A 26,043-nucleotide genomic window follows, 5' to 3' on the forward strand; every position below is an offset into this window, starting at 1 on the left:
CCGACTGCTTTCAGAGGGCCCCATGGTGAGTGTTCAATCCCCACCCGCACGCCGTGAACTTCCCTACGCGCGCGTGCTGTTGCTCCCGGCGATACTGATGGCCGCGGCGACCGGTGCCGCCGTCGCCCTGGTGACGCCCTCGGCCCGGACCGCGGTCGCCCTGTGCGGCGTCGTCGCCACGCTGCTGGTGATCGCCACCGCGTCCGAGGCGGTGCGCCGCGGCCGCGCGCTGCGGGACGCGCAGGCCGAGCACGCCCGACACAGCGCGTCCCTGGAGCGGCGTATCACCGCCCATCACGACGACTGGGCCCGCTTCGGCGAGGAGGTCGTGCCGACCGCGCTGCGGCGGATGGCCGGTGGTGTCACCGCCGTTGAGGTGATCCGCCAGCTGAGCCTGATCGACCCGGTGTTCCGGGACATGCCCGACCCGCAACGCCAGTTGCTGAAGAAGCTCATCCGCATCGTCGACCACGAGGAAGCCCTGCGCGACTCCGCGGCGGCTTCCTTCGTCAGCGTCGCCCGGCGCGTCCAGGCGATCGTCCACCAGCAGGCCAACGAACTGCGGGAGATGGAGGAGGACCACGGCCGCAACCCCGAGGTCTTCGACGACCTGCTGCGCATCGACCACGGCAACGCGCTGATCGGCCGCCTCGCCGACTCCATCTCCGTCCTCGGCGGTGGCCGCCCCGGCCGCCAGTGGCCCCTGCCGGTGTCGCTCTACAGCACGCTGCGCGGCGCCATGTCGCGCATCCTGGAGTACCGGCGCATCAAGCTGGACAACATCTGCCGCATCAGCGTCAAGGGCATCTACGTCGAGCCGGTCATCCACGCCTGCGCCGAACTCTTCGACAACGCCACCCGCTACTCGCCGCCGCACACCGACGTGCACGTCACCGCGGTCCAGGTGCAGACCGGCATCGCCATCGAGATCGAGGACGCCGGCGTCAGCTTCAGCGAGGAGGCCCGTGCCCGGATCGAGGGCATGCTGGAGCGGGCCAAGGCCGGCGTCGACCTCCAGGACATCGGTGAGGCCCCGCGTCTGGGCCTCGCGGTCGTCGGACGGCTGTGCCGGGCGTACAACATGCAGGTCGCCTTGCGCTCCTCGGCGTACGGCGGCGTCCGTGCCGTGGTCATCGTGCCGAGCAACATGCTGACCGACGAGCCCGGCGTCGGACTCGCCCACGGCATCGGCGCCACCTCCGTTCCCAACGTCTCGCCCGACGCGCTGGAGGGCCCCAAGCGGCCCCCGAAGCGGCGCCGTCCGACAAGCCCGAAGATCCCCGCCTCGGTCTCGATGGAGGACGACGTCCCGGTCGTCACCGAGTGGACCGCGGGCGGCCTTCCGCAGCGCCGCAGCCGCATGAAGACGCCGCTCAGCCAGCGGATCCGCGAGCAGTACGCAGCCGAGCGCGCCGAGAAGGAGGCCGCCGAGCGGGAGGGCCGCGAGCCCCGGCCCGTCTGGGGCACCCCCGAACCCAAGCCAGAGCCCGAGGACCAGCCTCCGCCCGGAATGTGGGTGGAGGCGTTCATGGAGGGGCTCAAGCGGCCGAAGCCGGGCTCGTCCACCCAGCCGACCGACCAGCCGGCCAGTGTCCAGGCCGACGACGAGAGGGACCCCAACTGATGGCGTACCGAGCGAACTTCGACTGGATGCTCCAGGACCTCGCCAAAGGCGTGCCGGGCATTCAGATGATCGTGGTGCTCTCCGCCGACGGACTGCGTATCGCCCGCCACGGCGGCGACCCGGACACCGCCGACCGGGTCGCCGCGGCCTGCGCCGGACTGCAGAGCCTCGCGAGCGCCGTGGCCGACGAGATCCCGACCAGCGACGGTCAGATGCGCATGGTCCTCATCGAGGTAAACGGCGGCTACTTCTACCTGATGGCCGCGGGGCCCAACGCCTATCTCGCGGTGCTGTCCAACATCGTCGCCGAACCGGGGCTGATGAGCGCCCAGATGCGCGACCTGGTCGACCGGATCGGTCCCCACCTGACCAGTCCGCCGAGGCGCAACGGGAAGGCCGTATGACTCCTCCGAAACGCAAGCGGCGCTCCCCGAGGCAGGAGCCGCCACCGCTGCCGCAGCCGTCCTCCCAGGAGGGCGGCGCGGGCGACGGCACCACGGACGGCACGGAGGGCAAGGACGGCAAGCCCTCCAACCCCGAGCGCCTGTTCGTGATCGGCGAGGTGGACGGCGACCGCGCCGAGCTCGACCTCGTCACGCTGATCGTGGCGCGCGCCGAGCCGAAGCCGTCCACCAGCCCGGAACAGGCGGCGGTGCTCCGGCTGTGCGCCGCCCCGCTCTCCGTGGCCGAGTTGTCGGCCTACCTCAGCCTGCCGTTCAGCGTGATCACCGTCCTGCTCACCCAGATGCTGACGGCCGAACTCGTACAGGCACGCGCCCCGGTCGTCCGCCAGGCGCTGCCGGACCGTTCCATCCTCGAAGCGGTGATGCATGGACTTCAAAAGCTCTGAGTCGATCCCGGGCCCACGCACCGAGGACCATCTGCCGCACACGGCACAGGCCGCGGTGAAGATCGTCATCGTGGGCGGCTTCGGCGTCGGCAAGACCACCATGGTCGGCTCGGTCAGCGAGATCAAGCCGCTGACCACCGAGGAGACCATGACGCAGGCCGGCGTCGGAGTCGACGACAACTACGGCTCCGACTCCAAGACGGCCACCACGGTGGCGATGGACTTCGGCCGCATCAGCATCACGGACCAGCTGGTGCTGTACCTCTTCGGCACGCCCGGCCAGGAACGTTTCTGGTTCCTGTGGAACGGCCTGTTCGAGGGCGCGCTGGGGGCGGTCGTCCTGGTCGACACCCGCCGGCTGGAGGTCAGCTTCGACGTCATGGGCCGGCTGGAGGAGTGCGGCGTGCCCTTCGTGGTCGCCGTCAACACCTTCCCGGACGGCCCCCGTTACCCCCTGCCCGAACTGCGCGCCGCGCTCGACCTGTCCGAGGAGATCCCGATCCTGGAGTGCGACGCCCGGCGCCGCGCCTCCAGCAAGGAGGTCCTCATGACGCTGATGAGCTTTCTGCACTCCCTCGCGATGACGGGCCAGCTCACCTGACCCCGCCCGCACCGCCGCAGCCCCACTCCCCAGACAACGGTCCCCCACAGTCTCCGAAAGCGACTCGCTGTGACGCCTGAATCCCACTCCACGACCGACACGGACGACCTCGGCATCACCCCGCCCCCCGGCTGCCCCGCCCACAACCTCGGCCCCGGCGGGCTGCACCGGCTCTACGGCCCCGACGCGCGCGACCTGGGCGCCCTGTACGAGAAACTCCGCTCCGAGCACGGTGCCGTGGCGCCGGTCCTGCTGCACGACGACGTCCCGATGTGGGTGGTCCTCGGCCACGCCGAGAACCTGCACATGGTGCGCTCGCCCACGCAGTTCACCCGGGACAGCCGCATCTGGAGCCCGCTGCTGGAGGGCATGGTCAAGCCCGACCACCCGCTCATGCCGCACATCGCCTGGCAGCCGATCTGCTCGCACGCCGAGGGCGACGAGCACCTCAGGCTGCGTGGCGCGGTCACCGGCGCCGTCTCCACCATCGACTTCCGCAGCCTGCGCCGCCACATCACCCGCTACACCCAGATCCTCGTCAACCGGTTCTGCGAGGCGGGGGAGGCCGACCTCGTCGGCCAGTACGCCGACCATCTGCCGATGGCCGTGATGTGCGAGATCCTCGGCATGCCCGACGAGTACGGCGACCGGATCGTGCACGCCGCGCGCGACATGCTAAGAGGCACCGAGACCGCGATCGCCAGCAACCAGTACATCGTGGACGCCCTCGGACGGCTCGCCGCCCAGCGCCGTGCCCAGCCCGAGGACGACTTCACCAGCCATCTGGTCACCCACCCGGCCGGTCTCACCGACGACGAGGTCCGCGAACACCTGCGGGTCGTCCTCATCGCCGCCTACGAGGCCACCGCCAACCTCCTGGCCAACGTGCTGCGCACGGTGCTCACCGACCCGCGCTTCCGCGCCCAGCTCAACGGCGGGCAGATGACCGTGCCCGAGGCGGTCGAGCAGTCCCTGTGGGACGAGCCGCCGTTCAGCGCGGTCTTCGCCTACTTCGCCAAGCAGGAGACGGAGCTGGGCGGCCAGCGGATCCGCAAGGGCGACGGGCTGCTGTTCGCCCCGGCCCCCGGCAACGTCGATCCACGGGTGCGTCCCGACCTCACCGCCAACATGCAGGGCAACCGCTCCCACCTCGCCTTCGGCGGCGGCCCGCACGAGTGCCCGGGCCAGGACATCGGCCGTGCCATCGCCGACATCGGGGTGGACACGCTGCTGATGCGGCTGCCGGACGTCGAACTCGACTGCGACGAGGAGGACCTGGACTGGGCCGAGTCGATCTCCGCACGGCATCTGGTGGAACTGCCCGTGCGGTTCGGCCCCAAGCCGCAGCAGGAAGTGATGAAGAAGCCCGGTCTGCCGTCCGTGCCGCGCCGGCGCACCGACTGGCAGGTCGGCACCGCGGCCCCCGAGCCGGCACCCGCCGCCGAGCCCGTGTCCGCCCCCGCGGACCTGGCGGCCGACGCCACCGTGGCACCCGGACAGCCCGTGCGGCCCGCCCCCGTGGCGGAACCGGGCGGCACGCGCAGGCTGGGCGCCTGGCAGCGGTTCCTGCGCTGGTGGCGGGGGTACTGACGCGCACCGTGCGCGGGGCGCGCACGTCGGGCCTGTCGCGGAGCGGTCCGCCTCGGGCTTGCTGGGGGTGGGCCGGCGTGGTTCCGGTCGCGGAGCGGTCCGCCTCGGGCCTGCTGGGGGTGGGCCGGCGTGGTTCCGGTCGCGGAGCGGTTCGCCTCGGGCTTGCTGGGGGTGGGTCGGCTTCGCTCCCGTTGCGGAGCGGTCATTTCGGTCCTGTGCTGTGGACCGGTCCCCTGAGGCCTTCAGCCGACCGGTCCACTCGGGCCTTGGGCCGGCCCGTTCGGTCACTTCCCGCCGAACCGTCCGGTCAGGCCGCCGACCGGCCCCGTCAGGCCTCCCGTCGGCCGTCCCACTCCGCGTCCGCGGACCAGGCCGTCAGTGTCCGTCCGCTGCGGAAGGCATGGGCCAGTCCCGTGACCGGATCGGTGAACTCCAGCTCCCGCGCCAGCAGTTGCAGCGGGCGCCGGAAGTCGCCGGCCGGCACGGGGCCGGTCACCACCGGGTAGAGCGGGTCGCCGAGGATCGGCACGCCCAGCGCGTTCATGTGCACCCGCAGCTGATGGGTCTGTCCGGTGCCGGGCACCAGCCGGTACCGGCCCAGATCCGCCCGGTGCTCGACCAGCTCGACGCGGCTCACCGCGTTCGGCTCGCCCTCGACCTCGCGGGCGGTCAGCGTGCCGCGTTCCTTCACGATCCGGCTGCGCACGGTCCGGGGCAGGCCCAGCGCCGGATCGTACGGCGCCACCGCCTCGTACACCTTGCGCACCAGCCGGTCCCGGAACAGCGTCTGGTAGGCGCCCCGCTCCTCGGGCCGCACCGTGAACAGCACCAGCCCGGCGGTGAGCCGGTCCAGCCGGTGCGCGGCGGTGAGCGTGGGTATCCCCAGTTCGTGGCGGAGCCGGGCGAGCGCCGTCTCGGTGACATGGCTGCCGCGCGGGGTGGTGGCCAGGAAGTGCGGCTTGTCGGCGACGACGATGTGCTCGTCGCGGTAGGCGACCTCCAGGGGGAACGGCACCCGCACCTCGTCGGGAAGCTCCCGGTGGAACCACACGAACATCCCCGGCTCGTACGCCGCGTCCGGCGCCACCGCCGTGCCGTCCGCCCCGACGATCAGCCCCGACGCGAACATCCCGTCGACGACCCCGGCGCCGGCTCCCGTGAGCCGCTCCACCAGATGCTCCCGCACGGTCGCCCACGAGCCCTCGAAGGGCAGCCGCACCCGCACCGGGTCCACCCCGTGACGCTGCGGCAACGGGGAGGGCGGAATGCGGGTCCTGCGTCTCATGACCGTCCAGCGTAGGCGCTCGCCCGGGGCGGTCTCCAAGGACGGGGAGGCCGGTGAACGGCGAGGTGCCGCCGCCTCCCGGACGGTCGTCTACGCGGCCGTCGCCCCGGCGCCGGTCTCCTGCTCCGCCTCGATGCGGGCGTTCCACTCCCGCTTGGAGGCTTGCCAGCCGTCCTCGTTGTGGCCGAGCCGCCAGTAGCCGGAGATGGACAGGTCCTCGCGCGGGACCTGGCGCTCCAGGCGCAGCAGCGCGCGCAGTTGCTTCACGAAGGCCGCCTCGCCGTGCACGAACGCGTGCATCCGGCCCTCGGGGAATTCCAGTGCCCGTACCGCCTCGACCAGCGGTTCGCCGACGGGGCGGTCGCCGCGGTGCAGCCACACGACCTCCGCGTCCGAGTCGATCTTCTGCTGCTCCTCGGGCCCGGCGACCTCGATGAAGGCCCGCACCGCGGCGCCGTCGGGAAGCGACTCCAGGGCGGCGGCGATCGCGGGCAGCGCGCTCTCGTCACCGGCGAGCAGATGCCAGTCGGCGCTCGCGTCGGGCGCGTAGGCGCCGCCGGGGCCCAGGAAGCGCAGGGTGTCGCCGGGCTGGGCGCGCATCGCCCAGGGGCCGGCCAGGCCTTCGTCGCCGTGGAGCACGAAGTCCAGCGTCAGCTCGCGCAGTTCGGGGTCCCAGGACCGCACGGTGTACGTCCGGGTGACCGGCCACTGGTCGCGGGGGAGCTCCTCGCGGATCCGCTGCAGGTCGAAGGGGACCGGGTAGGACGCGCCCTCGGCCGGGAACAGCAGCTTCACATAGTGGTCGGTGCAGGTGCCCGCCTCGAACTCGGCGAGGCCGTCCCCGCCGAGGACCACTCGCTGCATGTGAGGGGTCAGCCGCTCGGTGCGGACGACCTGAGCGGAGTGAGCCTTGCGTTGCTGGCGGGCCGGACGTTCTGCCATGACGGCCTCCCTGATCCGAATAACTTAGGCTTACCTAAGCTAGCACCTCCGCCCCGCGGACGCCTCCTAGCTGTCCAAGTGCGTCTCCAGGGTTTTCAAGTGTAAGAGTCCGAGTCGCCCGAATCGTTACGCTTCAAGCGTGGTGAGGAGGCGTTGCAACGCGCCGCCCAGCCCCCAGCGCCCCGACAACGCGTCGAGCGCCGCCGGGTCGCGCGGTGTGCGCGGCACGGTCGTGTCGACGTCCGGCAGCGGCACGTCCGACGCCACCCGGACGACCGTCGGCGCCACCGCGAGGTAGGGCCGCGCCTCGTCCAGCCGCTTACGCTGGGCCGGCGTCAGCTTCGCCCCGCGGTCCTCGACCGCGGCCAGGATCCCGGCCAGGTCGCCGAACTCGGAGAGCAGCTTGGCGGCCGTCTTCTCGCCGATGCCCGGCACGCCCGGCAGGCCGTCGCTGGGGTCGCCGCGCAGCAGGGCCAGATCCGCGTACCCACCGCCGGCGACGCCGTACTTCTCGCGCAGCCACGCCTCGTCCGTGAGCTGCAGGGTGCCCACGCCCTTCAGCGGGTACAGCACCCGCACGCCGCGTGCGTCGTCCACCAGCTGGTACAGGTCCCGGTCGCCGGTCACGATGTCGACCGGGCCGGTGGCCCGTGCGGTGAACGTGCCGATGACGTCGTCCGCCTCGTAGCCCTCGACCCCCACGCGTGCGATGCCCAGCGCGTCCAGGACCGCCTCGATGACCGGCACCTGCGGTGAGAGCGTGTCCGGCACCTCCTCGACGTCCGGCCCCGTCTCCTGCTCCTCGGCGACCCGGTGCGCCTTGTAGGACGGGATCAGGTCGACCCGCCACTTCGGGCGCCAGTCGGCGTCCATGCACGCCACGAGGTGTGCGGGCCGGTGGTCCCTGACCAGCCGCTCGATGAAGTCGAGCAGCCCGCGCACGGCGTTCACCGGGGTGCCGTCGGGTGCCTTCACGGAGTCCGGGACGCCGAAGTAGGCGCGGAAGTAGAGCGAGGCGGTGTCGAGGAGCATCAGTCGTCCGGTCACGTCCCGCATCATGCCGTACCCCACCGACAGGAACGGGCTCCTGTGCGGGGCGTGGCAGTCGCGAACGCCCTGTGAAGCGGATCACGGCCGGGTTCGGGCGGGACGCGGTGGAGATGCTGGGCCTCAGGCCTGGACGACGCGCGGCGCGGCAGGGTGGACCTGCCGGATCCGCGGAGACCCATGACGACGAAGATCTCGCCGGGTTCCACGGTGAAGGACGCGTCGATCACGTCCGGCAAGCGCCGCCCCGGAGCGAGGCAAGTTGCGTTTCCAACCGTTTCGAAGAAGATCAGCGCGGTCTTCCGGCACTTCGCGCTGTTCCCGCACCGCAGCGTCCTGGAGAACGCCGCCTACGGCCTGGCCGTGCGGGGCGTGCCCCGCGCGGGAGCGCGAGCGCCGCGCCGGCGGGACGCCGGCCCTGTGCGGACCTGACGGCTGGGCGACGTCCTGGCCCGACGAACTGTCGGGAGCATGCAGCAACGTCCTCGACGGCTCCACGCCCCGCGATGCTCGCCGAGCTCGAGCGGGCGCACGCCAAGAAGCAGCCGATCGTGGTCACGCTCTGGTCGCCGCACCCGGCGTACAGCGACCGCGACCTGAAGAAGCTCAAGGACCCCACGGGCGCCTGGGGCAGGGGCGACGGTGTGCACACCCTGGCGCGCAAGGGCTTCGCCGGTGACAACCCGCGGGTCGGCGAGTGGCTGCGGAACTTCTCCATGACGGAGCAGCAGCTCGCCGGCCCGGAGGCGCAGATCCAGAAGGCCGGCGAGGGGCAGGAGCAGGACGCCGTGCGTACCTGGCTGAAGCAGCACCCCGGCCTGGTCGGCAAGTGGGCCCCGGTGGGCGAGGGGCAGAGGCGGGCGGCCGGGTGACCTGACCTGACCGGCCCGGCCGCCGGGGCGAGGGGTGGGCGGCGAGGCACACACGCGCGGGTGTGTGGCCTCGCTGCCCACCCCTCGTGGTGTGGCCGGCACGCGGAGTGCACCGTACGTACGAAAAGGATCCGGACAACCACGCAGCGCTACGCCACCCCCTGGGTTCGGTGTCAACTTCCCTGCCTCCGGCTGGACTTGCGGGGCGCCCGGCCCCCTTGTCGGCTCAGGCCCGCGGCGGGAACAACGGTGACCGGTCGCGCATTGAACAGAACAGCGGGAGGCTCGTACTGATCGATGGTCAGGGTCGCGGCGTAACGGCGCGGCCCCGTGGTGCACGGCGGAGTGCGGCCCGCTGGTCAGCGTGTTCGCCGCGCAGGAGGAGCCCGGCGGCCGTCGCCGCCGTGGGGTTGTTCCGGTGGCGCGAAGTGTGAGGTCCCGGGCCACGCTGCGTGACGGGGACGTGACGGGCGCATGAAACGGTTTGCCGAACATGCGTAGGGTGCAGAGAACTCATCAGAAAGGGGTGCGCCCGGACAGCGGCGTACGAGGACCGGCCGACGAGCGAAGGAGGGAGCCGGAGCGATGGTCGACCACAAAGAGCAGCCCCTTCGGGTGGGCGCAGCCGTGCGGCGGCGCCGTCGCGCCCTGGAGCTCACCCTCGCCGTCGTGGCCGAGCGCAGTGGCCTGTCGGTCCCCTTCCTGAGCCAGGTCGAGAACGACCGCGCACGGCCCAGCCAGAGCTCGCTGGAGAAGGTCGCCGACGCCCTGCGCACCACCGCCGTGGAACTCCTCGCCGCCGCCGACCCGGCGTGCAGTGTCGACGTGGTGCGCGCCGACACCACCGAGCCGGGCCCCTTCCCGCAGGTGCGTTCGCTGGTGCGCGGTCACCACCAGATGCACGCCTCGGAGTTCACCGGGGACCACGAGGCGGGGCGTGAATTCCAGTACCGCAACGACCAGTTGATGTATGTCGCCGACGGCGCCGTCGAGATCGAGGCGGAGGGCCGCGCCTACCGCCTGGGCCGCGGCGACACCCTCTACCTCACCGGGGGAGTCCGGCACCGCTGGCGGGCGACCGTGCCGGACACGCGCGTGCTCGTCGTCGCCGTCGCCGAGCACATCGAGGCCGTCCAGGACCGGCACCGCTAGCCGTGCGCGTCGTCTCCCTGGTGCCGTCCCTGACGGAGGCGGTCGCGGTGTCCGCGCCCGGTGTGCTGGTCGGTGCCACCGACTGGTGCACCCACCCGGCGGACCTCGACGTCACCCGTGTCGGTGGCACCAAGAACCCCGCGATCGACCGCGTCCTCGCGCTCGCCCCCGACCTGGTGGTCGCCAACGAGGAGGAGAACCGCGCCCCGGATCTCGACGCCCTGCGCGCGGCCGGTGCCGAGGTCCTGGTGACCGAGGTGCGCGACGTGCCGCAGGCCTTCCGGGAACTGGCCCGCGTGCTGGACGCCTGCGGGGCCCGGCCGCGCCCGGCGTGGCTGCGGGACGCGGAGGCCGCCTGGGCGCGGCCACCGGCGCGGGACCCGCGGGTGACGGCCGTGGTGCCGATCTGGCGGCGGCCCTGGATGGTGCTGGGCCGTGACACCTTCGCGGGCGACGTCCTGGCCCGCCTCGGCGTCGACCACCGGTACGCGGGTGACGCGGACCGCTACCCGAAGGTTTCGCCGGACGCCCTGCGGGCCACGGCCCCGGACGTGGTGGTCCTGCCGGACGAGCCCTACCGCTTCACCGCCGACGACGGCCCGGAGGCCTTCCCGGGGCTGCCCTGCGCGCTCGTCAGCGGACGGCATCTCACCTGGTACGGGCCGTCACTGGCCGAGGCGCCGCGGGTGCTGGACGAGGCCCTGCGAGCAGCCGGCCGCTGAGCAGCCCGCGCGCCGTCCGCACGGCGACGACGGCCCAGGCGGCGACCAGGACGCCGTAGAGACCGGTCGCCAGCCAGTCGAAGGCGGTGAGCCCGGTGTGCCGGCCGAGGGCCTCGGCGCCGGTCACGCAGGTGCCGACGGGGAAGGTGAACGACCACCACGTCATCGCGAAGCCCATGCCGTGCCGGCGGGCCCGCACCACCAGCGCGGTCGCCAGTACGGCCCACAGCAGCGCGAAGCCCATCACGGGCACGCCGTACAGCACGACGAGGGCGCTGTCGCCGTGGGGCGCGGCGTCCGCGACGTTGCCCACGGCGGTCGTGGACTGCCCCAGCGGGCCCAGCACCAGGAACAGCGTGGGGGTGAGGGCGAGGGGCAGCGGCCCGGCGGTGAGGAGGCGGGCGAAGATCACGGGCAGTGTGAGCAGGGTGGCGAACAGGCTCAGCCCGAACAGCGCCACGCAGGCGAGCAGCAGCGCCTCCCGCGCCTGCCCGGGCGGCAGATACGGCACGAGGAGCGGCCCGGCGGCCGCGGACACCATCGGCGCGACCAGCGGCAGCAGCCAGACCGGAGTGGCCTGCCGTGGATCCGGCCGGCGGTGCACGGCCATCAGGTACGGGACGGCCACGGCGGCCGCCAGCCCGAGGACCGTCCCGGCCGTGAACAGCACGGCGTCGAGAGCCACCGCCGCCCCGGTGCCGATCCAGTCCCGCCCCACGGTGATCGTGCCGGCGCCGACGGCCGACAGGGCCATGGCCAGGCAGCCGTAGAAGGGTGCCGTCGCCGGGTCCAGGAGGTGGGCGCGCGCCTGGTCGCGATGGTGGGTCCAGTGCAGGGCCCGCGCGACGAGCAGCGCCGCCAGCAGGGCCAGGGAGAGGGCCCAGACGGCCGCGCAGACGGTGCGCAGGCCAGGGAGGCGCACGGGCAGCGCGGCGCCCGCGGAGGCGACCACGGCGGTGCCCATGACGACGGCGTACCAGTTCGGCCCGAGGTGACGGACGGCGAGGGCACGCCCGGCGGGGCGCGGCAGAGGGTGGGCGGCGGTGACCATGTGCTCACCGTGACGCCGGCCGGGGGTCGCCACCAGGGACCATTTCCCTATGGGGGCATAAGGTGGGGTTATGAGCGGTGCGGAGGGGCGGGGCGACGGGCGGACGACCCCGGGGGTGGGGTCGCTGGCCCACCGGGTACCGGATCTGGGCGCGCTGGAGCTGCTGCTGGCCGTGGCGCGGCTGGGGAGCCTCGGCGCGGCGGCCCGGGAGGTGGGGGTCACGCAGCCGGCGGCGAGCAGCCGGATCCGGTCCATGGAGCGGCAGTTGGGAGTGGCGCTGGTGGACCGCTCGCCGCGCGGCTCCCGCCTCACGGACGCCGGTGTGCTGGTCACGGACTGGGCGCGGCGGGTCGTCGAGGCGGCGGAGGCCTTCGACGTGGGGGCGCAGGCGCTGCGGGACCGGCGGGACTCGCGGCTGCGCGTCGCGGCCAGCATGACCATCGCGGAGTATCTGCTGCCGGGCTGGCTGCTGGCGCTGCGGGCGGGGCGGCCGGACACGGCGGTGTCGCTGCTCGCGGGAAACTCGGCGGCCGTCGCGCAGCGGCTGCTGTCCGACGAGGCCGACCTGGGCTTCGTGGAGGGCCTGACGGTTCCGGCGGGGCTGGACTCGGTGGTCGTCGCCCACGACCACCTCGTCGTCGTGACGGCACCCGGACACCCCTGGGCCCGTCGGCGCCGCCCCCTGCCGGCCGAGGAACTGGCGGCGACCCCGCTGGTCCTGCGGGAGAAGGGGTCGGGCACCCGCCAGGTGCTGGACGCCGCCCTCGGGGGCCTCGCCCGTCCCCTGATCGAGCTGTCCTCGACCACGGCCGTGAAGGCGTCGGCGGTCGGCGGCGCGGGACCCGCGGTGCTGAGCGAACTGGCCGTCGGCGAGGAACTGGCCACCCGGCGCCTGGTGAGCGTCCCCGTGGACGGCGTACGGCTGCGGCGGGACCTGCGGGCGGTGTGGCGCGCCGGCCACCGCCCGGCGGGGCCGGCGCGGGAACTGCTGGGGCTGACGCGCAAGTCACCCAAGGGGAGATGAGCGCCCCCGGCGCGCCCCGGTCACCCGGCCGCTTCCACCAGCGCCCGCATCACCCGCGGATCGTCACCCATCTCCGGATGCCACTGCACCCCCAGCACCCACGGGGAGCCGGGCAGCTCGACGGCCTCCACCGTCCCGTCCGCCGCGTGGGCCGACGGCACCAGGCCCGTGCCGAGCCGGTCCACGGACTGGTGGTGGTACGTCGGGACGGTCACCTCCTCCGGCACGGCAGCCGCGTACCGGGTTCCCGGGACCGGCTTGACGGCGTGGCCGCCGAAGACCCCGACGGCCTCCGCGTGCCCGTCGAGGTGCTGTACGAGGGAGCCGCCGAGAGCGACGTTCAGCAGCTGCATCCCGCGGCAGACGCCGAGCAGCGGCACCCGCGCCGCCAGCGCGGCGTCGACCAGCGCGAGTTCCCAGGCATCGCGTTCCCGGGCGGGCGGGCCGGTGCGCGGATCGCGTTCGGCGCCGTAGCGGGCCGGGTCGACGTCCGGACCGCCCGCGATCACCAGGCCGTCCAGGCGGGCGACGGTCGCCTCCGCGTGGTCCGCAGCGTCCGGCGGGAGCATCGCCGCGAGGCCGCCCGACCGCTGCACCAGGCGTGGATAGGCCGCCGGCAGCAGCGCCGCGTCCAGCTCCCACACGCCCCAGCGCGCCCCGGGCTCCAGATAGGTGCTGACACCGATGAGTGGCCTGGTCACGCTGCGCTCCTTGGACGAAGGGATGAGGACGGACGGAGGCGAGGGGGCCGGCGGACCGGCCGGTCCTCAGTCCCTGACCAACTCTGCCTCGGCGGCGGCCAGCGCCGCGAACTCCTCCTCCGGTGCCTTCGCCACCAGCCGCTTACGGCTGTAGAGGCCGAAGTAGGCCACCGCCACGACGTACACACCGAGCGCGATGAACGCGGCGGTGACGTCGACCAGGAAGGTGGCCACCAGGGCCGCGCAGGCCAGCACCAGGGCCACGGAGGACGTCAGCACACCGCCCGGCGTGCGGTACGGCCGCGGCAGCCCCGGCTCCCGGCGGCGCAGCACGATGTGCGACAGGGACATCAGCGCGTAGCTGATGGTGGCGCCGAAGACCGCGACGTTCAGCAGCCGCGCTCCGTCGCCCGTGGCCGCGGCCAGGCCGAAGCCGATCACCCCGGGCACCAGCAGACCCAGGTACGGAGCCTTGCGGCCGCTGGTCAGGGACAAAAACCTCGGCAGGTAGCCCGCACGGGAGAGCGCGAACAACTGGCGCGAGCCGGCGTAGATCAGCGAGAAGAAGGAGGCCACCAGGCCCGCGAGGCCGGCGTAGTTCACGATCCGGCTGAGCGCGGTCGCCTCGCCGTCCGGCTGGAGCGCCTCGACCAGGGGGTTGCCGGCGTCCTGGACCGCCGCCGAACCGCGCGCTCCGGCCGCCGCGACGAAGGTGACCACCGCTAGGACCACCAGGATGCCCATGGACCAGCGGATCGCCTTCGGCAGGGTACGGGCGGGGTCCCTGGTCTCCTCGGCGGCCAGCGGCACGCCCTCCACGCCCAGGAAGAACCACATGCCGAACGGGAACGCCGCCCAGATGCCGAGCAGCCCCATCGGCAGCCACGAGTTCGCGCCGAGCGCCGCGGTGTCCACCGGGATGTCGTCGAGCGAGGAGAGGTCGAACGAGGGCAGGGCGGCCACCGCGAACACGACCAGCGCGGCCACCGCGATGCCTGTGACGACGAAGCTGAAGCGCAGTGCCTCACCGACGCCCCACAGGTGGATGCCGAGGAAGATCGCGAAGCAGACCAGGTAAACCGGCCAGCCCGACTCCAGGCCGAACAGGCCCAGCGACTCGACGTAGTCCCCGATGAAGATGACGATGGCGGCGGGCGCCAGGACGTACTCGATGAGGATCGCCGTCCCCGTCAGGAAGCCGCCCCACGGGCCGAGGGCCCGGCGCGCGAAGCCGTAGCCGCCGCCTGCCGTGGGCAGGATCGAGGAGAGCTCTGCGAGGGCGAACACCATGCAGGTGTACATGGCCCCCATCAGCAGCATGGCGATGGCCAGGCCGCCGAAGCCGCCCTCGGCCAGGCCGAAGTTCCAGCCCGAGTAGTCGCCGGAGACGACGTAGGCGACGCCGAGGCCGGTCAGCAGCAGCCAGCCGGCACTGCCGCGGCGCAGCGCCCGGCGTTGCAGATAGTCGTCCGCCTCGGGGGCGGCGGGCGGTGTCGAGGGATCCACGGTCATGGGACGACTCCCCAGGGGGCGGCGGGCACGGACGGGGGCTTTCGCAGGCGCTGCGGCCGGGACTTTCGGCGTTGCTTCAATGGAGTGAATGGATACCTTTGTGGGAGGGGGAGCGGAAAGCAAGACCCCTGCGTCAATCCGTGGTGAACGCCGTCCCGGTGCGCGGGGCCGGTCTCAGGTCAGGAATCCGCGCAGCAGGGCCGCCGTCCCCGCGCAGTGCTCCCGCATGATCTCCCGCGCCCCGTCGGCGTCCCCGTCGAGCGCCGCCTCCACCACGGCGGCGTGCTGGCGCTGCGAGTGCTCCAGGTTGCGCACCAGCAGCGGGATGCAGTCCAGCAGGTCGTTCACGGTGGCCCGGACCGCCGCGTACTGCGCGGTCAGCGTCGGTGACCCGGAGAGTTCGGCGAGCGTGAGGTGCAGCAGTGTGTCCAGCCGCCGGTAGTCGGCCAGCGGTGCCTCGTGCGTCGCCGTCAGCGCCTGCCGCAGCCGCTCCGCCTGCCGGTCCGTGAGCCCGTGCGCCGCGCACAGCCCGGCCGCGCCCACCTCCAGCACCTCGCGCAAGCGCAGCACGTCCTCGATGTCGACCCCGGCCACCCGCCGCCGCAGCTCGTCCTCGCCGCCGGCGTCCGTGCGCGGCCGGACGAACGTCCCGCCGTACCGTCCGCGCCGCGCCTCCACCAGGCCCTGGTCCTGAAGCACCTTCAGCACCTCGCGCAGCGTCACCCGGCTGATCCCGAGCCGCTCGGCCAGCTCCCGCTCGGCGGGCAGCCGCTCACCGCCCGGCACCAGGCCGAGCCGTACGACCTGCAGGATCTGCTCCAGCGCCTCCTCGAAGCCGTTGCCGGCGCGCACGGGCCGCAGCACCGGTGCCAGCCGGTCACCGCTGCCGCCGTCGGAATCCACCGGATCCAGCGCCATCTTGCGAGCCCCCTTCCCAAGCAATGGTTCTCCGCAATACCTTATGGCTCTCGGCCCGGCCGGCGACAGCCTCACAGCAGCCGGCAGACGACGGAAGAAGCCCCAAGGAGGCCCTCCGTGGCAGACCGCACACCCCCGCTCAGCGTCGAGGAACTGCACGCCCTCGTCGCGGGCGGTGAGATCGACACCGTCGTCCTGGCCTTCCCGGACATGCAGGGGCGACTGCAGGGCAAGCGGTTCGCCGCGCGCTTCTTCCTCGACGACGTGCTGGAGCACGGCACGGAGGGCTGCAACTACCTCCTCGCCGTCGACGTCGAGATGAACACCGTCGACGGCTACGAGATGTCCTCCTGGGACCGCGGCTACGGCGACTTCGCCCTCCACCCCGACCTGAGCACCCTGCGCCGCGTCCCGTGGAACCAGGCCACCGTCCTGCTCGTCGCCGACCTCGCCTGGGCCGACGGCTCCCCGGTCGTGGCCGCGCCCCGGCAGATCCTGCGCCGGCAGCTCGACCGGCTCGCCGAGCTCGGCCTGAGCGCGCAGGTCGGCACCGAGCTGGAGTTCATCGTCTTCCGGGACACCTACGAGCAGGCCTGGGACTTGGGCTACCGCGGGCTCACACCGGCCAACCAGTACAACATCGACTACTCGGTCCTCGGCACCGGCCGCGTCGAGCCCCTGCTGCGCCGCATCCGCAACGAGATGGCCGGCGCCGGTATGACCGTCGAGTCGGCCAAGGGCGAGTGCAACCCCGGCCAGCACGAGATCGTCTTCCGCTACGCCGAGGCCCTCGTCACCTGCGACCAGCACGCGATCTACAAGACCGGCGCCAAGGAGATCGCCGCCCAGGAGGGCATGTCGCTCACCTTCATGGCCAAGTACGACGAGCGGGAGGGCAACTCCTGCCACATCCACCTGTCGCTGGCCGACGACCAGGGCCGCAGCGCCATGCCCGGCGAGGACGGCATGTCCGAGCTCATGCGGCACTTCCTCGCCGGGCAGCTCGCCGCGTTGCGGGACTTCTCGCTGCTCTACGCGCCCCACATCAACTCCTACAAGCGGTTCCAGCCGGGGTCCTTCGCCCCGACGGCCGTCGCCTGGGGGCACGACAACCGCACCTGCGCGCTGCGGGTCGTCGGCCACGGACACTCCCTGCGCTTCGAGAACCGGCTGCCCGGCGGCGACGTCAACCCCTACCTCGCGGTGGCGGGGATGGTGGCGGCGGGCCTGTACGGCGTCGAGCAGAAGCTGGAACTGCCCGAGGCGTGCCCCGGCAACGCGTACACCGCCGGCTTCGCGCAGGTGCCGACCACCCTGCGCGAGGCCGCCGAGCTCTGGGGCAACAGCCCGATCGCCAAGGCCGCCTTCGGTGACGAGGTGGTCGCGCACTACCGCAACATGGCGCGCGTCGAGCTGGAAGCCTTCGACGCCGCGGTGACCGACTGGGAGCTGCGCCGCTCCTTCGAACGTCTGTGAGGCATCACGTGTCGCAACTGCTCGACGTACTCAACCCCGCGACGGAGGAGGTCGTCGCCTCCGTCCCGGCCGCCACGGCGCAGGACGTGGACGCGGCGGTCGTACGGGCCACGAAGGCACAGGCCGGCTGGGCCGCGCTGGCACCGGGCGAACGCGCCCGTCTGCTGCGCCGGTTCGCCGTCACGGTCGACGAACACATCGAAGAGCTGGCTCAGCTGGAGGTCCGCGAGGCCGGGCACGTGATCGGCAACGCGCGCTGGGAGGCCGGCAACGTCCGCGACCTGCTCGACTACGTGGCCGGGGGAGTGGAGCGGCTGACCGGACGTCAGATCCCGGTGCCGGGCGGCCTCGACGTCACGATCCTCGAACCGCTCGGCGTGGTCGGCGTCATCGCGCCCTGGAACTTCCCCATGCCGATCGCGGCGTGGGGCACGGCACCGGCCCTCGCGGCGGGCAACGCGGTGCTCCTCAAGCCCGCCGAGACGACGCCGCTGACGGCACTGCGGCTCGCCGAACTCGCCCTTAAGGCGGGGCTGCCGGAGGGCCTGTTCCAGGTGCTCCCCGGTCACGGCCCGGTCGCGGGCAACGCCCTGGTCGAACATCCCGGCGTCGCCAAGATCGTCTTCACCGGGTCCACCACCGTGGGCAAACAGGTGCTGGCCAAGGGCTCGGCCCTCCTCAAGCGCGTCACCCTCGAACTCGGCGGCAAGAGCCCCAACATCGTCTTCGCCGACGCCGACCTGGAGGCCGCCGCGGCCGCCGCCCCCATGTCCTTCCTCGACAACTCCGGCCAGGACTGCTGCGCCCGCACCCGCATCCTGGTCCAGCGCACCGCCTACGACCGGTTCCTGGAACTGCTCGCCCCCGCCGTCGAGGCCGTCACCGTGGGCGATCCGGCCGACCCGGGCACGGACATGGGCCCGCTCATCTCCCGGGCCCAGCTGGACCGCGTCCGCTCCTACGTCGACCCGGACGCGCCCGGCATCCGCGGCAAGGCGCCCGAGGGCCCCGGCTTCTGGTTCCCGCCCACCGTCCTGACCGGCGTCCGCCCGGACGCGCGCGTAACCGTCGAGGAGGTCTTCGGCCCCGTCGCCGTCGTCCTGCCCTTCGACGACGAGGCCGACGCCGTCCGCCTCGCCAACGCCACCGACTACGGCCTGGCCGGCTCCGTCTGGACCCGGGACGTCGGCCGCGCCCTGCGCGTCTCGGGTGCCGTCCGGGCGGGCAACCTGTCCGTCAACTCCCACTCCAGCGTGCGCTACTGGACGCCGTTCGGCGGCTTCAAGCAGTCCGGCATCGGCCGCGAGCTCGGCCCGGACGCGCTCGCCGCCTTCACCGAGACCAAGAACGTCTTCATCAGCACGCAATCCCGCACGGAAGGCCCCGCACAGTGAGCGCATCGCCCGAGGAGAACATCTGCCGCCGGCTGGTCGGCCGTACCGCCGTCGTCACCGGAGCCGGCAGCGGCATCGGCCTCGCCACCGTCCGCCGGCTCGCCTCCGAGGGCGCGCACGTCGTCTGCGGCGACCTCGACGAGGCGCGCGGCAAGGCGGCCGCCGAGGAGGCCGGCGGCATCTACGTGAACGTCGACGTCACCGACCCCGAGCAGGTCGAGGCGCTGTTCCGGACGGCGTACGAGACGTACGGCAGCGTCGACGTCGCCTTCAACAACGCCGGGATCTCGCCGCCCGACGACGACTCCATCCTGGAGACCGGCCTTCAGGCCTGGAAGCGCGTCCAGGAGGTCAACCTCACCTCCGTCTACCTGTGCTGCAAGGCCGCCATCCCCTACATGCGCCGCCAGGGCAAGGGGTCCATCATCAACACCGCGTCCTTCGTGGCCCGGATGGGCGCGGCCACCTCACAGATCTCGTACACCGCGTCCAAGGGCGGCGTCCTCGCGATGTCCCGTGAACTCGGCGTGCAGTTCGCCCGCGAGGGCATCCGCGTCAACGCGCTCTGCCCCGGGCCGGTCAACACCCCGCTGCTCCAGGAGCTGTTCGCCAAGGACCCGGAGCGGGCCGCGCGCCGCCTGGTGCACATCCCGCTCGGCAGGTTCGCCGAGGCCGAGGAGATCGCCGCCGCCGTGGCGTTCCTGGCCAGCGACGACTCCTCCTTCGTCAACGCCACCGACTTCCTGGTGGACGGCGGGATCTCGGGGGCGTACGTCACACCGCTGTAGCCGTCGGCCTACAGTGCCGGGGTGAGCATGTCACCTCCGCCCGGCTGGTACCGCGACCCGTCCGACCCGCACGTCGAGCGCTGGTGGGACGGCACGGCCTGGACCGGGCACCGGCGCGCGTACGGGCTCTCCGGCCGGCCGTCCCCCAACGGCCCCGCCACGACCCCGCGCGCCCGGGCCGTGGCCCTCACCGTCGCGGGCGCGCTCCTGGCCGCCGCCCTGGTCGCGGGTGCCGCCGTCGTCACGACCGGCGGCGAGGACGACGAGGGCGGCGGCCCGCAGGCGGTCAGCACGCCGGCGACCACCACCGCCACGGTCATCACGTCCCCCACGCCCTCAACGGACGACCCGGACGATCCGGATGACTCGGACGACCCGGACGACCGGGACGACCCGGATGTCGTGGTCGACCAACTCAACGGCATCACGCTGCCGTTGCTCGACGGCTGGGTCCGCCCGGAGAACATCAGCCTGGACCACGTCATGATGACCACCGACGGGACGTACGACTGCCCGGCCGACGCCGGGACCTGCCGGCACGGCCTGGTCTTCTCCCGCACGGCCACCGAGAACGCCGCGACGTCCCCCGAGGCACTGGCCGAGGCGGACATCGCGGACGCCGCGGACGAGGCGTACGACCGTGACGTCCTCGGCCGGCGCCCCTTCGGCGGCATCGAGTCGCACCGGGTCGTCAAGTCGGGGCCGGTCGCGGTGGCGGGCCGCGCCGGATACCTGGTGCGCTGGCGGGTCGTCACCGCCGAGGGGCCCGGCGGTTACGTGCAGTCCCTCGCCTTCCGGTCCAGCGTGGGAACGGAGGCACCGGTCGTCGTGCGCTACGTGTTCGACGCCGGCCCGGACGGGCCGCCGCTCGCCGACATGGACCGGATCACCGACGGGATCCGGCCCGTCGGCGACGCGGACACCGGCGGCGGGGTGGGGACCGGCATCAGCCCGGCCGGCTGACCGTCACAGGAAGGTGCGGCCCTCGCCGCGGTAGGTCGGCACGGCCGCGGTGACGCGGTCCCCCTCGACCAGGTGCAGCGTGTCGAACCGCTCGCACATCTCGCCTGCCTTGGCGTGCCGGAACCACACCTTGTCACCGATCAGCAGGTCGTCGGCCGGTGAGCCGAGCAGCGGCGTCTGCACCTCGCCGGCGCCCTCCTGGGGGTCGTACCGCAGCCCCTCGGGCAGATACGGCACCGGCAGCCGGTCCACCCCGGCCGCACCGGACGCCGGATAGCCGCCACCGAGGACGGTGACCACGCCGACACCGGGCCTGCGCACCACCGGCTGCGCGAACAGCGCCGCCGGACGGCCGGTGAACGACGTGTAGTTGTCGAACAGCCGCGGCACGTACAGCCCGGACCCGGCCGCGACCTCGGTGACCGCGTCCTCGGCGGCCGTGTGCTGCACGCTGCCCGTGCCGCCGCCGTTGACGAACTCGAGCCCCGGCACCACGGCCCGCACCGCGCGCACCACGGCCGCGCGCCGCTCGGCCAGCTCACGCCGGGCGGCGGCCTGCATCAGCCGCACCGCCCGCGAGCGCACCGGCCGCCCCGCGACCGTGTCCCCGACCCCGGCGACATGGCCCTCGTACGCCATGATCCCCACGACCTCGAAACCCGGCCGCCGGACCACCGCCCTGGCCAGGTCGGCGACGGCGGCGGGGGAGTGCAGCGGCGAACGGCGGGCACCGACGCGTACCCGCCCGCCGAGCAGCCTCAGGGTGGTGTCCAACTCCAGGCAGACCCGCACGACTTCACCGCCGCCGTCCCGAGCCTCGTCGATGAGGGCCAGCTGGGCGGGGTCGTCGACCATCACCGTGACGGCGGCGGCGAGCTTGGGATCGGAGGTGAGTTCGGCGTAGCCGGTCCGGTCGGACGACGGGTAGGCGAGGAGGACGTCCTCGAAGCCGGAGCGGGCCAGCCACAGGGACTCGGCGAGCGTGAACGACATGATCCCGGCGAAGCCGTCCCTGGCCAGGGCGCGTTCGAGCAGGGCACGGCAGCGTACGGACTTGCTGGCGAGGCGGACCGGCTTTCCGCCCGCGCGGCGGACCAGGTCGTCCGCGTTGGCGTCGAAGGCGTCCAGGTCCACGATCGCGACAGGGGCGTCGAGACGGGCGGTGGCCCGGTCGTAACGGGCCCGGTCGGCGGCGCGCGCAGTCATGAACGAAGCCTGCCAGACAGGATTACCGCAGGGTAGGGGGACGTTCCGGGCAGATGCCCCGGCCTCGCGGACTGGTTCCCGTATCGGCGCGGGCAACCCGTAGAGTGACGCGCACGCAGGCAGGAACGACTCCGCCCGCCGCGCCGGGATGCCGGTCCGCGCGTGCGGGTACTTGCGTGCGACGACTTGCGAGGGTGGCCCGCGTACGAGGAGACGGGCACGAGGAAACGGGGGGCGCATGAGCACGGAAGCGCAGCACGCCCCGATCCCGCCCCGCCCCACGACCCCACCCCGCCCGGCCCGGCCGCCGAGGACACCGAACGCCACCGCGGGCCGGCCCGCGAGGGACGACGGCCCGCGCTCCGGTGCGTCGCTGCCGGGCGACGCCTCGCGTCCGGGACAGACGTCGCCGGAAAGGGCCTCATCCCCCGTGGGTGCCCGCTTCCCGGCCCACCGTGCCCCGCACGGTCAGGACACGGACGCCGGTCCCGTCACACCACCTCCGCCTGCGGCCTCGGCGCGCTTCCCCGACGCGCCGCCGCGTCCGGGGCACCGCCCCGCCCCGGTGCCACGGCCCGCCGAGACCCCCGCGGAGAGGACCCGGCGGCTGCGCCCGCTGCCACCGGAGGCCGGGCGCGCTCCCGCGGCCGGCTCGGCGGAACCCGGCACGCCCGTGACCCCGGACCCGGTCCACTCCTGGAGCGCCTACCCGACCTCCGCCGCTGCCCACGGCTCGGTGCGGCCCGTGGTCAGCTTCGGTGAGCCCGAGACGTTCGACGAACCCGCGCGGCCAGGGCGGTCCGGCGCTCCGGTCCGGCGGCGCACCCTCGCGGCCGCCGCCTGCTTCGTCCTCGGTGCCGGGCTCATCGGGGGCGCCGTGGCCGGGAGTTGGCTGGCCGGGGACTCGGCGGAGGCCGGTGAGCGGGGAAGCTACGCCGCCGCCCGGAGCCTGTGGCACAGCGTGCCCGTCGACGAGCTCTTCCCGCCCACCGTGCTGGGCCGCGGCGCCGGGCCCGGCGGCGCCGACCGGCTCTGGACGCGTATCGCCGTCGCCCCGGACAGCGACTGCGCCGGCGCCTTCGACCCGCTGCTGCGCAAGGCCCTCGCCCCGGTCGGCTGCGCGCGTCTGCTGCGCGCCACCTACACCGACGCCACCCAGAGCTACGTCACCACCGTCGGCCTGCTCTTCACCAAGGCCGACGCCGCCGCGATGCGCTCGCTGGACAGCCGCTTCGGCAAGGACAACCTGGACCGGCGTACCGATCTGATGCCGCGCCCGTACGCCGCGCAGGACACCGTCGCCGCCGGGTTCACCAACGAGCAGCGGGCCTCCTGGACGGTTTCCGTGCTCACGGACGCCCCGGTCGTGGTCTACGCCGTCTCCGGCTGGGCCGACGCCCGGACCGTCGACGAGCCGCAGCCCGCCGGGGACGCGATGCGCTCCGGCGCCGGCACCGCCGCCGCCCAGGCGGGCCTCGGCCACGAGGCGAAGGGTCTCGCCGACCGTGTGGAGCGGGGCCTGCGCAAGTCCGTCACCTCGCCCTCGGAGCGGTCGTCATGAAGCCGACGACCCGCAGGGCGGGACTGCTCGGCGTCCTGCTCGCCTGCTCCGTCGCCCTGGTCCCGCCCACCGCGGCCCACGCCGACGGCATCCGCGCCCAGCAGTGGGCCCTTCAGGCCCTGCACACCGAGGAGGCCTGGCAGACCACCAAGGGTGCCGGGGTCACCGTCGCCGTGCTGGACACCGGCGTCGACGACGACCACCCGGACCTCGCCGGCAACGTGCTGCCCACCAAGGACATGGTCGGCTTCGGCGCGGGCCGCGGAGAGCGGGCCTGGGCCCGGCACGGCACCGCCATGGCCGGCATCATCGCCGGTCACGGCCACGGCGCGGGCAACGCCGACGGGGTCATGGGCGTCGCGCCGGAGGCGAGGATCCTCCCCGTCCGCGTCATCCTGGAGGACGGCGACCCGGCCCGTGCCAAGGCCCGCAAGACCCGCGGCAACGCCCTCGCCGAAGGCATCCGCTGGGCCGCGGACCAGGGCGCCGACGTCATCAACCTCTCCCTCGGCGACGACTCTGCCTCCGCACACCCCGAACCGGCCGAGGACGAGGCCGTCCAGTACGCCCTGAAGAAGGGTTCCGTCGTGGTCGCCTCGGCCGGCAACGGCGGCGAGAAGGGCGATCACATCTCCTACCCGGCCGCCTACCCGGGCGTGATCGCCGCGACCGCCGTCGACCGCCTCGGCACCCGCGCGTCCTTCTCGACCCGCCGCTGGTACGCGACGGTCAGCGCCCCCGGCGTCGACGTCGTCATCGCCGACCCCGACCGCAAGTACTACGAGGGCTGGGGCACCAGCGCCGCCGCCGCCTTCGTCTCCGGTGCCGTCGCCCTGGTCAAGGCGGCCCACCCCGGCCTGACCCCGGCCCAGATCAAACGGCTCCTTGAGGACACCGCCCGCGACGCCCCGGCCGACGGCCGTGACGACTCGCGCGGCTTCGGCTTCGTCGACCCGGCCGCCGCCATCGAGGAGGCCGGCCGTCTGAAGCCCGAAGGCCTGCGCTCGGCGTCGTACGGCGAGAAGTACTTCGGTCCCGGCCCGGAACCCGCCCGCTCCGACGACGGCACCGCGCGCTGGGCGGGCCCCCTCGCCGGCAGCGTGGGGGGCGTCCTGCTGGTCTCGGCGGTCGTGCTGTGGCGGGCCCGGCGCGCGTACGACGCCTTCTAGCGGCTCCCGGCGGGCTTGCCCGCGGCCGGTTCCGCGTCCCACGGCTGCGGGCGTCACCGCGCGGCCGCCAGGATGGCGCGGGGCGCACAGGAACCCCAGACCCAGGGCCCGGCCATGCCGTAGAACACCCACTGGTCGGCCTCGGCGAAGTCCGTCCGCACCGCGTCCATCGCGTCCCGCAACGCCGTGGCCGCGGGCCCCGTCCCCGTGGGCGTGCGCGAGTCGCCGTTGCCCGTGACGGACTCGCTGACATGGCGGGCGATCTCCCGCGCCTCGGCCGGGGCAGGCCGCGCGACCCCAGGGTGCCGTCACCATCTTGTTCGTCATGTGCGTCAGCACTGCCGGAGGACGACAGATCCAGTTCGCGGACGATGTCGGGCGCGGCGATCGAGACGACGGTCTGGTCGTTTGAACGTCGTCGCCACGGCGAACATCATCGCCGTCAGTGCCACGGTCTGCCGTGGTGCCGGCCGGCCCGAGGACGCCGTCTCGCCCCGCCGCGCCTGCGTGCCACTCATCCGTCCGGTGTGTGTCGGGCCCGACGGCCCTGCATCACAGGCCGCTCCCGCCACACGGCCTTCGCCGGCCCCACTGCCGCCGGTGCGCCGGTGGCTGCCCGCTAGACGTCAGCCGCGAACGCCCGGGCCCCGTCGGTGAACACGGACACGGCGGCACAGGCCGCCGACTCCACCAGCGAAACCCCCTTCTGCTTCGTCGTGTTGCCGTCCGACAGCACGGCCACGAGGAAGGCACGGCCGTCGACGGTCACCCGGCCGATGCTGTTGATGTTCCACAGGCCGGTCGCGCTGCGCGGCAGCCAGCCGTTCTTCAGGGCCCCGGCCGCCCCGTCCCCGGCTGCCGACACCCCCCACCGCTGCCCGTCGGCGATCCGTCCCATCAGCTTCTGGAGATATGCCCGCGAGGCCGCGCTCAGCTCGGAATCCTCTTCGAACACCTGCCGCAGCAGGACGAGTTGGTCGGCCGCCGTGGTCCGCGTCAGCCCCCACAGCATTCCCTCGCCGCCCTCGGTCCCGGTGAGCCCGAACCGCTCGTTCGCGGCCTTGAGCCCCTTCGCCCCGCCGATGGTCCGCCACAGGGCCGACGCCGAGTCGTTGTCGCTGCGCTCGATCATCGCGGCGGCGTAAGACTTCTCCGCCGCCGTCAGATCCCGGCGGGCGTCCTGCGCCTTGAGCAGCAGCGCCGCCAGGATGTCCACCTTGACGATGCTCGCGGTGTCGAAGGCGCCCTCGCCGTGCGCGGCGCTCGCGCCCGAGTCCAGGTCGAGCACCGCCACCGACACCTGCGCCCCGTCCTCGGCCGGCAGGGCCCGCACGGCCTCGGCCAGCAAGGCGTCACGGTCCGCCGCCTGCCGTCCCACAGCTTCCACCGCTGCCTCCCCGCTCGCGCGCACCGGCTCCGACGGCGCCCCGGCCGACGGCACGGTCCCGGGATGCGCCCACGGCGTCGCGCACGCCGCCCCCGAGGCCGTACCGCTCAGCGCGACCGCGCAGGCGAGGGCGGCGCCGATCAGGGCGGGACGGGCTGCGGGAAACTCCATACCTCCATGGTGGGCAGGGCGTGCGTGCGGGGAAGCG

23 protein-coding genes and 2 pseudogenes are annotated in these 26,043 nt (G+C 73.5%); 16 read left to right on the plus strand and 9 right to left on the minus strand.

The genetic code is table 11. The features are described 5' to 3' along the window. Positions 1-22 precede the first annotated feature (22 nt). From ACGF8A_RS00715 to ACGF8A_RS00735, 5 genes are all read left to right on the plus strand, one after another. Positions 23-1,624 carry a sensor histidine kinase gene (locus ACGF8A_RS00715; RefSeq protein ID WP_393102755.1) on the plus strand — a complete coding sequence of 534 codons (1,602 nt, stop codon included), beginning with the start codon at positions 23-25 and terminating at the stop codon, positions 1,622-1,624. Continuing rightward, complete coding sequence (locus tag ACGF8A_RS00720; RefSeq protein WP_189699588.1) at positions 1,621-2,028, plus strand: roadblock/LC7 domain-containing protein; 408 nt, start codon at positions 1,621-1,623, stop codon at positions 2,026-2,028. Before ACGF8A_RS00715 ends, ACGF8A_RS00720 begins: the two co-directional genes overlap by 4 nt. Beyond that, positions 2,025-2,474 (plus strand): DUF742 domain-containing protein, encoded by a 450-nt coding sequence (locus ACGF8A_RS00725; protein ID WP_393102757.1) that lies wholly within the window; start codon positions 2,025-2,027, stop codon positions 2,472-2,474. Before ACGF8A_RS00720 ends, ACGF8A_RS00725 begins: the two co-directional genes overlap by 4 nt. Then, positions 2,455-3,075: an ATP/GTP-binding protein gene (locus ACGF8A_RS00730; RefSeq protein ID WP_393102759.1), complete on the plus strand. Its 621-nt coding sequence runs from the start codon at positions 2,455-2,457 to the stop codon at positions 3,073-3,075. Before ACGF8A_RS00725 ends, ACGF8A_RS00730 begins: the two co-directional genes overlap by 20 nt. A 69-nt stretch (positions 3,076-3,144) precedes the next feature. Then, positions 3,145-4,665, plus strand: a complete 1,521-nt coding sequence (locus ACGF8A_RS00735; RefSeq protein WP_393102761.1) for a cytochrome P450 — start codon at positions 3,145-3,147, stop codon at positions 4,663-4,665. Positions 4,666-4,993: 328 nt separating this feature from the next. Here the strand turns inward: ACGF8A_RS00735 and ACGF8A_RS00740 are convergent, their stop codons facing one another. From ACGF8A_RS00740 to ACGF8A_RS00750, 3 genes are all read right to left on the minus strand, one after another. Next, positions 4,994-5,950 carry an RluA family pseudouridine synthase gene (locus ACGF8A_RS00740; RefSeq protein WP_393102763.1) on the minus strand — a complete coding sequence of 319 codons (957 nt, stop codon included), beginning with the start codon at positions 5,948-5,950 and terminating at the stop codon, positions 4,994-4,996. Positions 5,951-6,040: 90 nt separating this feature from the next. Beyond that, positions 6,041-6,892 carry a siderophore-interacting protein gene (locus ACGF8A_RS00745; protein ID WP_393102765.1) on the minus strand — a complete coding sequence of 284 codons (852 nt, stop codon included), beginning with the start codon at positions 6,890-6,892 and terminating at the stop codon, positions 6,041-6,043. A gap of 126 nt (positions 6,893-7,018) precedes the next feature. Then, positions 7,019-7,963 (minus strand): 5'-3' exonuclease H3TH domain-containing protein, encoded by a 945-nt coding sequence (locus ACGF8A_RS00750; protein WP_393102767.1) that lies wholly within the window; start codon positions 7,961-7,963, stop codon positions 7,019-7,021. Between the two features lie 255 nt (positions 7,964-8,218). On the opposite strand from ACGF8A_RS00750, the pseudogene ACGF8A_RS00755 reads away from it, so the two are divergent. From ACGF8A_RS00755 to ACGF8A_RS00770, 4 genes and pseudogenes are all read left to right on the plus strand, one after another. Next, positions 8,219-8,408 (plus strand): annotated as a pseudogene (locus ACGF8A_RS00755) (glycine/betaine ABC transporter ATP-binding protein); the annotation flags it as partial. A gap of 12 nt (positions 8,409-8,420) precedes the next feature. Beyond that, a pseudogene (locus ACGF8A_RS00760) lies at positions 8,421-8,811 on the plus strand (glycine betaine ABC transporter substrate-binding protein); the annotation flags it as partial. 585 nt (positions 8,812-9,396) lie between these two features. After that, a complete protein-coding gene (locus tag ACGF8A_RS00765; protein WP_393102769.1) occupies positions 9,397-9,963 on the plus strand; it encodes a helix-turn-helix domain-containing protein in 567 nt (188 codons plus the stop codon). A gap of 2 nt (positions 9,964-9,965) precedes the next feature. After that, positions 9,966-10,685 carry a helical backbone metal receptor gene (locus tag ACGF8A_RS00770; protein ID WP_393102771.1) on the plus strand — a complete coding sequence of 240 codons (720 nt, stop codon included), beginning with the start codon at positions 9,966-9,968 and terminating at the stop codon, positions 10,683-10,685. On the opposite strand, the gene ACGF8A_RS00775 is transcribed toward ACGF8A_RS00770, so the two are convergent. After that, complete coding sequence (locus ACGF8A_RS00775; RefSeq protein WP_393103165.1) at positions 10,612-11,736, minus strand: TDT family transporter; 1,125 nt, start codon at positions 11,734-11,736, stop codon at positions 10,612-10,614. The genes ACGF8A_RS00770 and ACGF8A_RS00775 overlap by 74 nt on opposite strands. A 70-nt stretch (positions 11,737-11,806) precedes the next feature. Here ACGF8A_RS00775 and ACGF8A_RS00780 point away from each other — a divergent pair, with 70 nt between their 5' ends. Continuing rightward, positions 11,807-12,760 (plus strand): LysR family transcriptional regulator, encoded by a 954-nt coding sequence (locus ACGF8A_RS00780; protein ID WP_393102773.1) that lies wholly within the window; start codon positions 11,807-11,809, stop codon positions 12,758-12,760. A gap of 20 nt (positions 12,761-12,780) precedes the next feature. Here ACGF8A_RS00780 and ACGF8A_RS00785 read toward each other — a convergent pair whose 3' ends face one another. The 3 genes from ACGF8A_RS00785 to ACGF8A_RS00795 all read right to left on the minus strand — a co-directional run bounded on the left by ACGF8A_RS00785 (position 12,781) and on the right by ACGF8A_RS00795 (position 15,891). Then, positions 12,781-13,461 (minus strand): gamma-glutamyl-gamma-aminobutyrate hydrolase family protein, encoded by a 681-nt coding sequence (locus ACGF8A_RS00785; protein ID WP_393102775.1) that lies wholly within the window; start codon positions 13,459-13,461, stop codon positions 12,781-12,783. Between the two features lie 66 nt (positions 13,462-13,527). Then, on the minus strand, positions 13,528-14,973 hold the full coding sequence (eat, locus tag ACGF8A_RS00790) for an ethanolamine permease (RefSeq protein ID WP_393102777.1): 1,446 nt from the start codon (positions 14,971-14,973) through the stop codon (positions 13,528-13,530). Between the two features lie 174 nt (positions 14,974-15,147). After that, positions 15,148-15,891 (minus strand): FadR/GntR family transcriptional regulator, encoded by a 744-nt coding sequence (locus tag ACGF8A_RS00795; protein ID WP_393102779.1) that lies wholly within the window; start codon positions 15,889-15,891, stop codon positions 15,148-15,150. A 117-nt stretch (positions 15,892-16,008) separates the two neighbouring features. On the opposite strand from ACGF8A_RS00795, the gene ACGF8A_RS00800 reads away from it, so the two are divergent. The 4 genes from ACGF8A_RS00800 to ACGF8A_RS00815 are packed head-to-tail and all read left to right on the plus strand — an operon-like array spanning position 16,009 to position 20,512. After that, the gene (locus tag ACGF8A_RS00800) at positions 16,009-17,367 is read left to right on the plus strand and encodes a glutamine synthetase family protein (RefSeq protein ID WP_393102781.1); all 1,359 of its coding nucleotides are present in this window, start codon (positions 16,009-16,011) and stop codon (positions 17,365-17,367) included. 8 nt (positions 17,368-17,375) lie between these two features. Next, positions 17,376-18,761 carry an aldehyde dehydrogenase family protein gene (locus ACGF8A_RS00805; RefSeq protein ID WP_393102783.1) on the plus strand — a complete coding sequence of 462 codons (1,386 nt, stop codon included), beginning with the start codon at positions 17,376-17,378 and terminating at the stop codon, positions 18,759-18,761. Next, entirely contained in the window at positions 18,758-19,549 is a 792-nt protein-coding gene (locus tag ACGF8A_RS00810) for a 3-oxoacyl-ACP reductase (RefSeq protein WP_393102785.1), read from the plus strand. The genes ACGF8A_RS00805 and ACGF8A_RS00810 overlap by 4 nt, the downstream gene beginning before the upstream one ends. A gap of 27 nt (positions 19,550-19,576) precedes the next feature. Continuing rightward, complete coding sequence (locus tag ACGF8A_RS00815) at positions 19,577-20,512, plus strand: DUF2510 domain-containing protein (RefSeq protein ID WP_393103167.1); 936 nt, start codon at positions 19,577-19,579, stop codon at positions 20,510-20,512. Between the two features lie 3 nt (positions 20,513-20,515). On the opposite strand, the gene ACGF8A_RS00820 is transcribed toward ACGF8A_RS00815, so the two are convergent. Beyond that, positions 20,516-21,718: an amino acid deaminase/aldolase gene (locus ACGF8A_RS00820; protein ID WP_393102787.1), complete on the minus strand. Its 1,203-nt coding sequence runs from the start codon at positions 21,716-21,718 to the stop codon at positions 20,516-20,518. A gap of 673 nt (positions 21,719-22,391) precedes the next feature. Between ACGF8A_RS00820 and ACGF8A_RS00825 the strand changes: the two genes are divergently transcribed. After that, positions 22,392-23,279, plus strand: coding sequence for a hypothetical protein (locus ACGF8A_RS00825; protein ID WP_393102789.1), 888 nt, complete (start codon positions 22,392-22,394; stop codon positions 23,277-23,279). Next, positions 23,276-24,448, plus strand: a complete 1,173-nt coding sequence (mycP, locus tag ACGF8A_RS00830) for a type VII secretion-associated serine protease mycosin (RefSeq protein ID WP_393102791.1) — start codon at positions 23,276-23,278, stop codon at positions 24,446-24,448. The genes ACGF8A_RS00825 and mycP overlap by 4 nt, the downstream gene beginning before the upstream one ends. A gap of 619 nt (positions 24,449-25,067) precedes the next feature. On the opposite strand, the gene ACGF8A_RS00835 is transcribed toward mycP, so the two are convergent. Further along, positions 25,068-26,006, minus strand: coding sequence for a serine hydrolase (locus ACGF8A_RS00835; protein ID WP_393102793.1), 939 nt, complete (start codon positions 26,004-26,006; stop codon positions 25,068-25,070). Between the last annotated feature and the right edge of the window lie 37 nt (positions 26,007-26,043).

This window comes from Streptomyces sp. NPDC047706 (genome assembly GCF_043204795.1).
GTDB lineage: Bacteria > Actinomycetota > Actinomycetes > Streptomycetales > Streptomycetaceae > Streptomyces.

Excerpts from the sequence above, each read along its gene's own strand:
- ACGF8A_RS00715 (WP_393102755.1), top strand. The coding sequence starts at position 23 with ATGGTGAGTGTTCAATCCCCACCCGCACGCCGTGAACTTCCCTACGCG.
- ACGF8A_RS00725 (WP_393102757.1), top strand. The coding sequence starts at position 2,025 with ATGACTCCTCCGAAACGCAAGCGGCGCTCCCCGAGGCAGGAGCCGCCA.
- ACGF8A_RS00730 (WP_393102759.1), top strand. The coding sequence starts at position 2,455 with ATGGACTTCAAAAGCTCTGAGTCGATCCCGGGCCCACGCACCGAGGAC.
- ACGF8A_RS00740 (WP_393102763.1), bottom strand. The coding sequence starts at position 5,950 with ATGAGACGCAGGACCCGCATTCCGCCCTCCCCGTTGCCGCAGCGTCAC.
- ACGF8A_RS00745 (WP_393102765.1), bottom strand. The coding sequence starts at position 6,892 with ATGGCAGAACGTCCGGCCCGCCAGCAACGCAAGGCTCACTCCGCTCAG.
- ACGF8A_RS00765 (WP_393102769.1), top strand. The coding sequence starts at position 9,397 with ATGGTCGACCACAAAGAGCAGCCCCTTCGGGTGGGCGCAGCCGTGCGG.
- ACGF8A_RS00775 (WP_393103165.1), bottom strand. The coding sequence starts at position 11,736 with ATGGTCACCGCCGCCCACCCTCTGCCGCGCCCCGCCGGGCGTGCCCTC.
- ACGF8A_RS00780 (WP_393102773.1), top strand. The coding sequence starts at position 11,807 with ATGAGCGGTGCGGAGGGGCGGGGCGACGGGCGGACGACCCCGGGGGTG.
- eat (WP_393102777.1), bottom strand. The coding sequence starts at position 14,973 with ATGACCGTGGATCCCTCGACACCGCCCGCCGCCCCCGAGGCGGACGAC.
- ACGF8A_RS00795 (WP_393102779.1), bottom strand. The coding sequence starts at position 15,891 with ATGGCGCTGGATCCGGTGGATTCCGACGGCGGCAGCGGTGACCGGCTG.
- ACGF8A_RS00815 (WP_393103167.1), top strand. The coding sequence starts at position 19,577 with ATGTCACCTCCGCCCGGCTGGTACCGCGACCCGTCCGACCCGCACGTC.
- ACGF8A_RS00820 (WP_393102787.1), bottom strand. The coding sequence starts at position 21,718 with ATGACTGCGCGCGCCGCCGACCGGGCCCGTTACGACCGGGCCACCGCC.
- mycP (WP_393102791.1), top strand. The coding sequence starts at position 23,276 with ATGAAGCCGACGACCCGCAGGGCGGGACTGCTCGGCGTCCTGCTCGCC.
- ACGF8A_RS00835 (WP_393102793.1), bottom strand. The coding sequence starts at position 26,006 with ATGGAGTTTCCCGCAGCCCGTCCCGCCCTGATCGGCGCCGCCCTCGCC.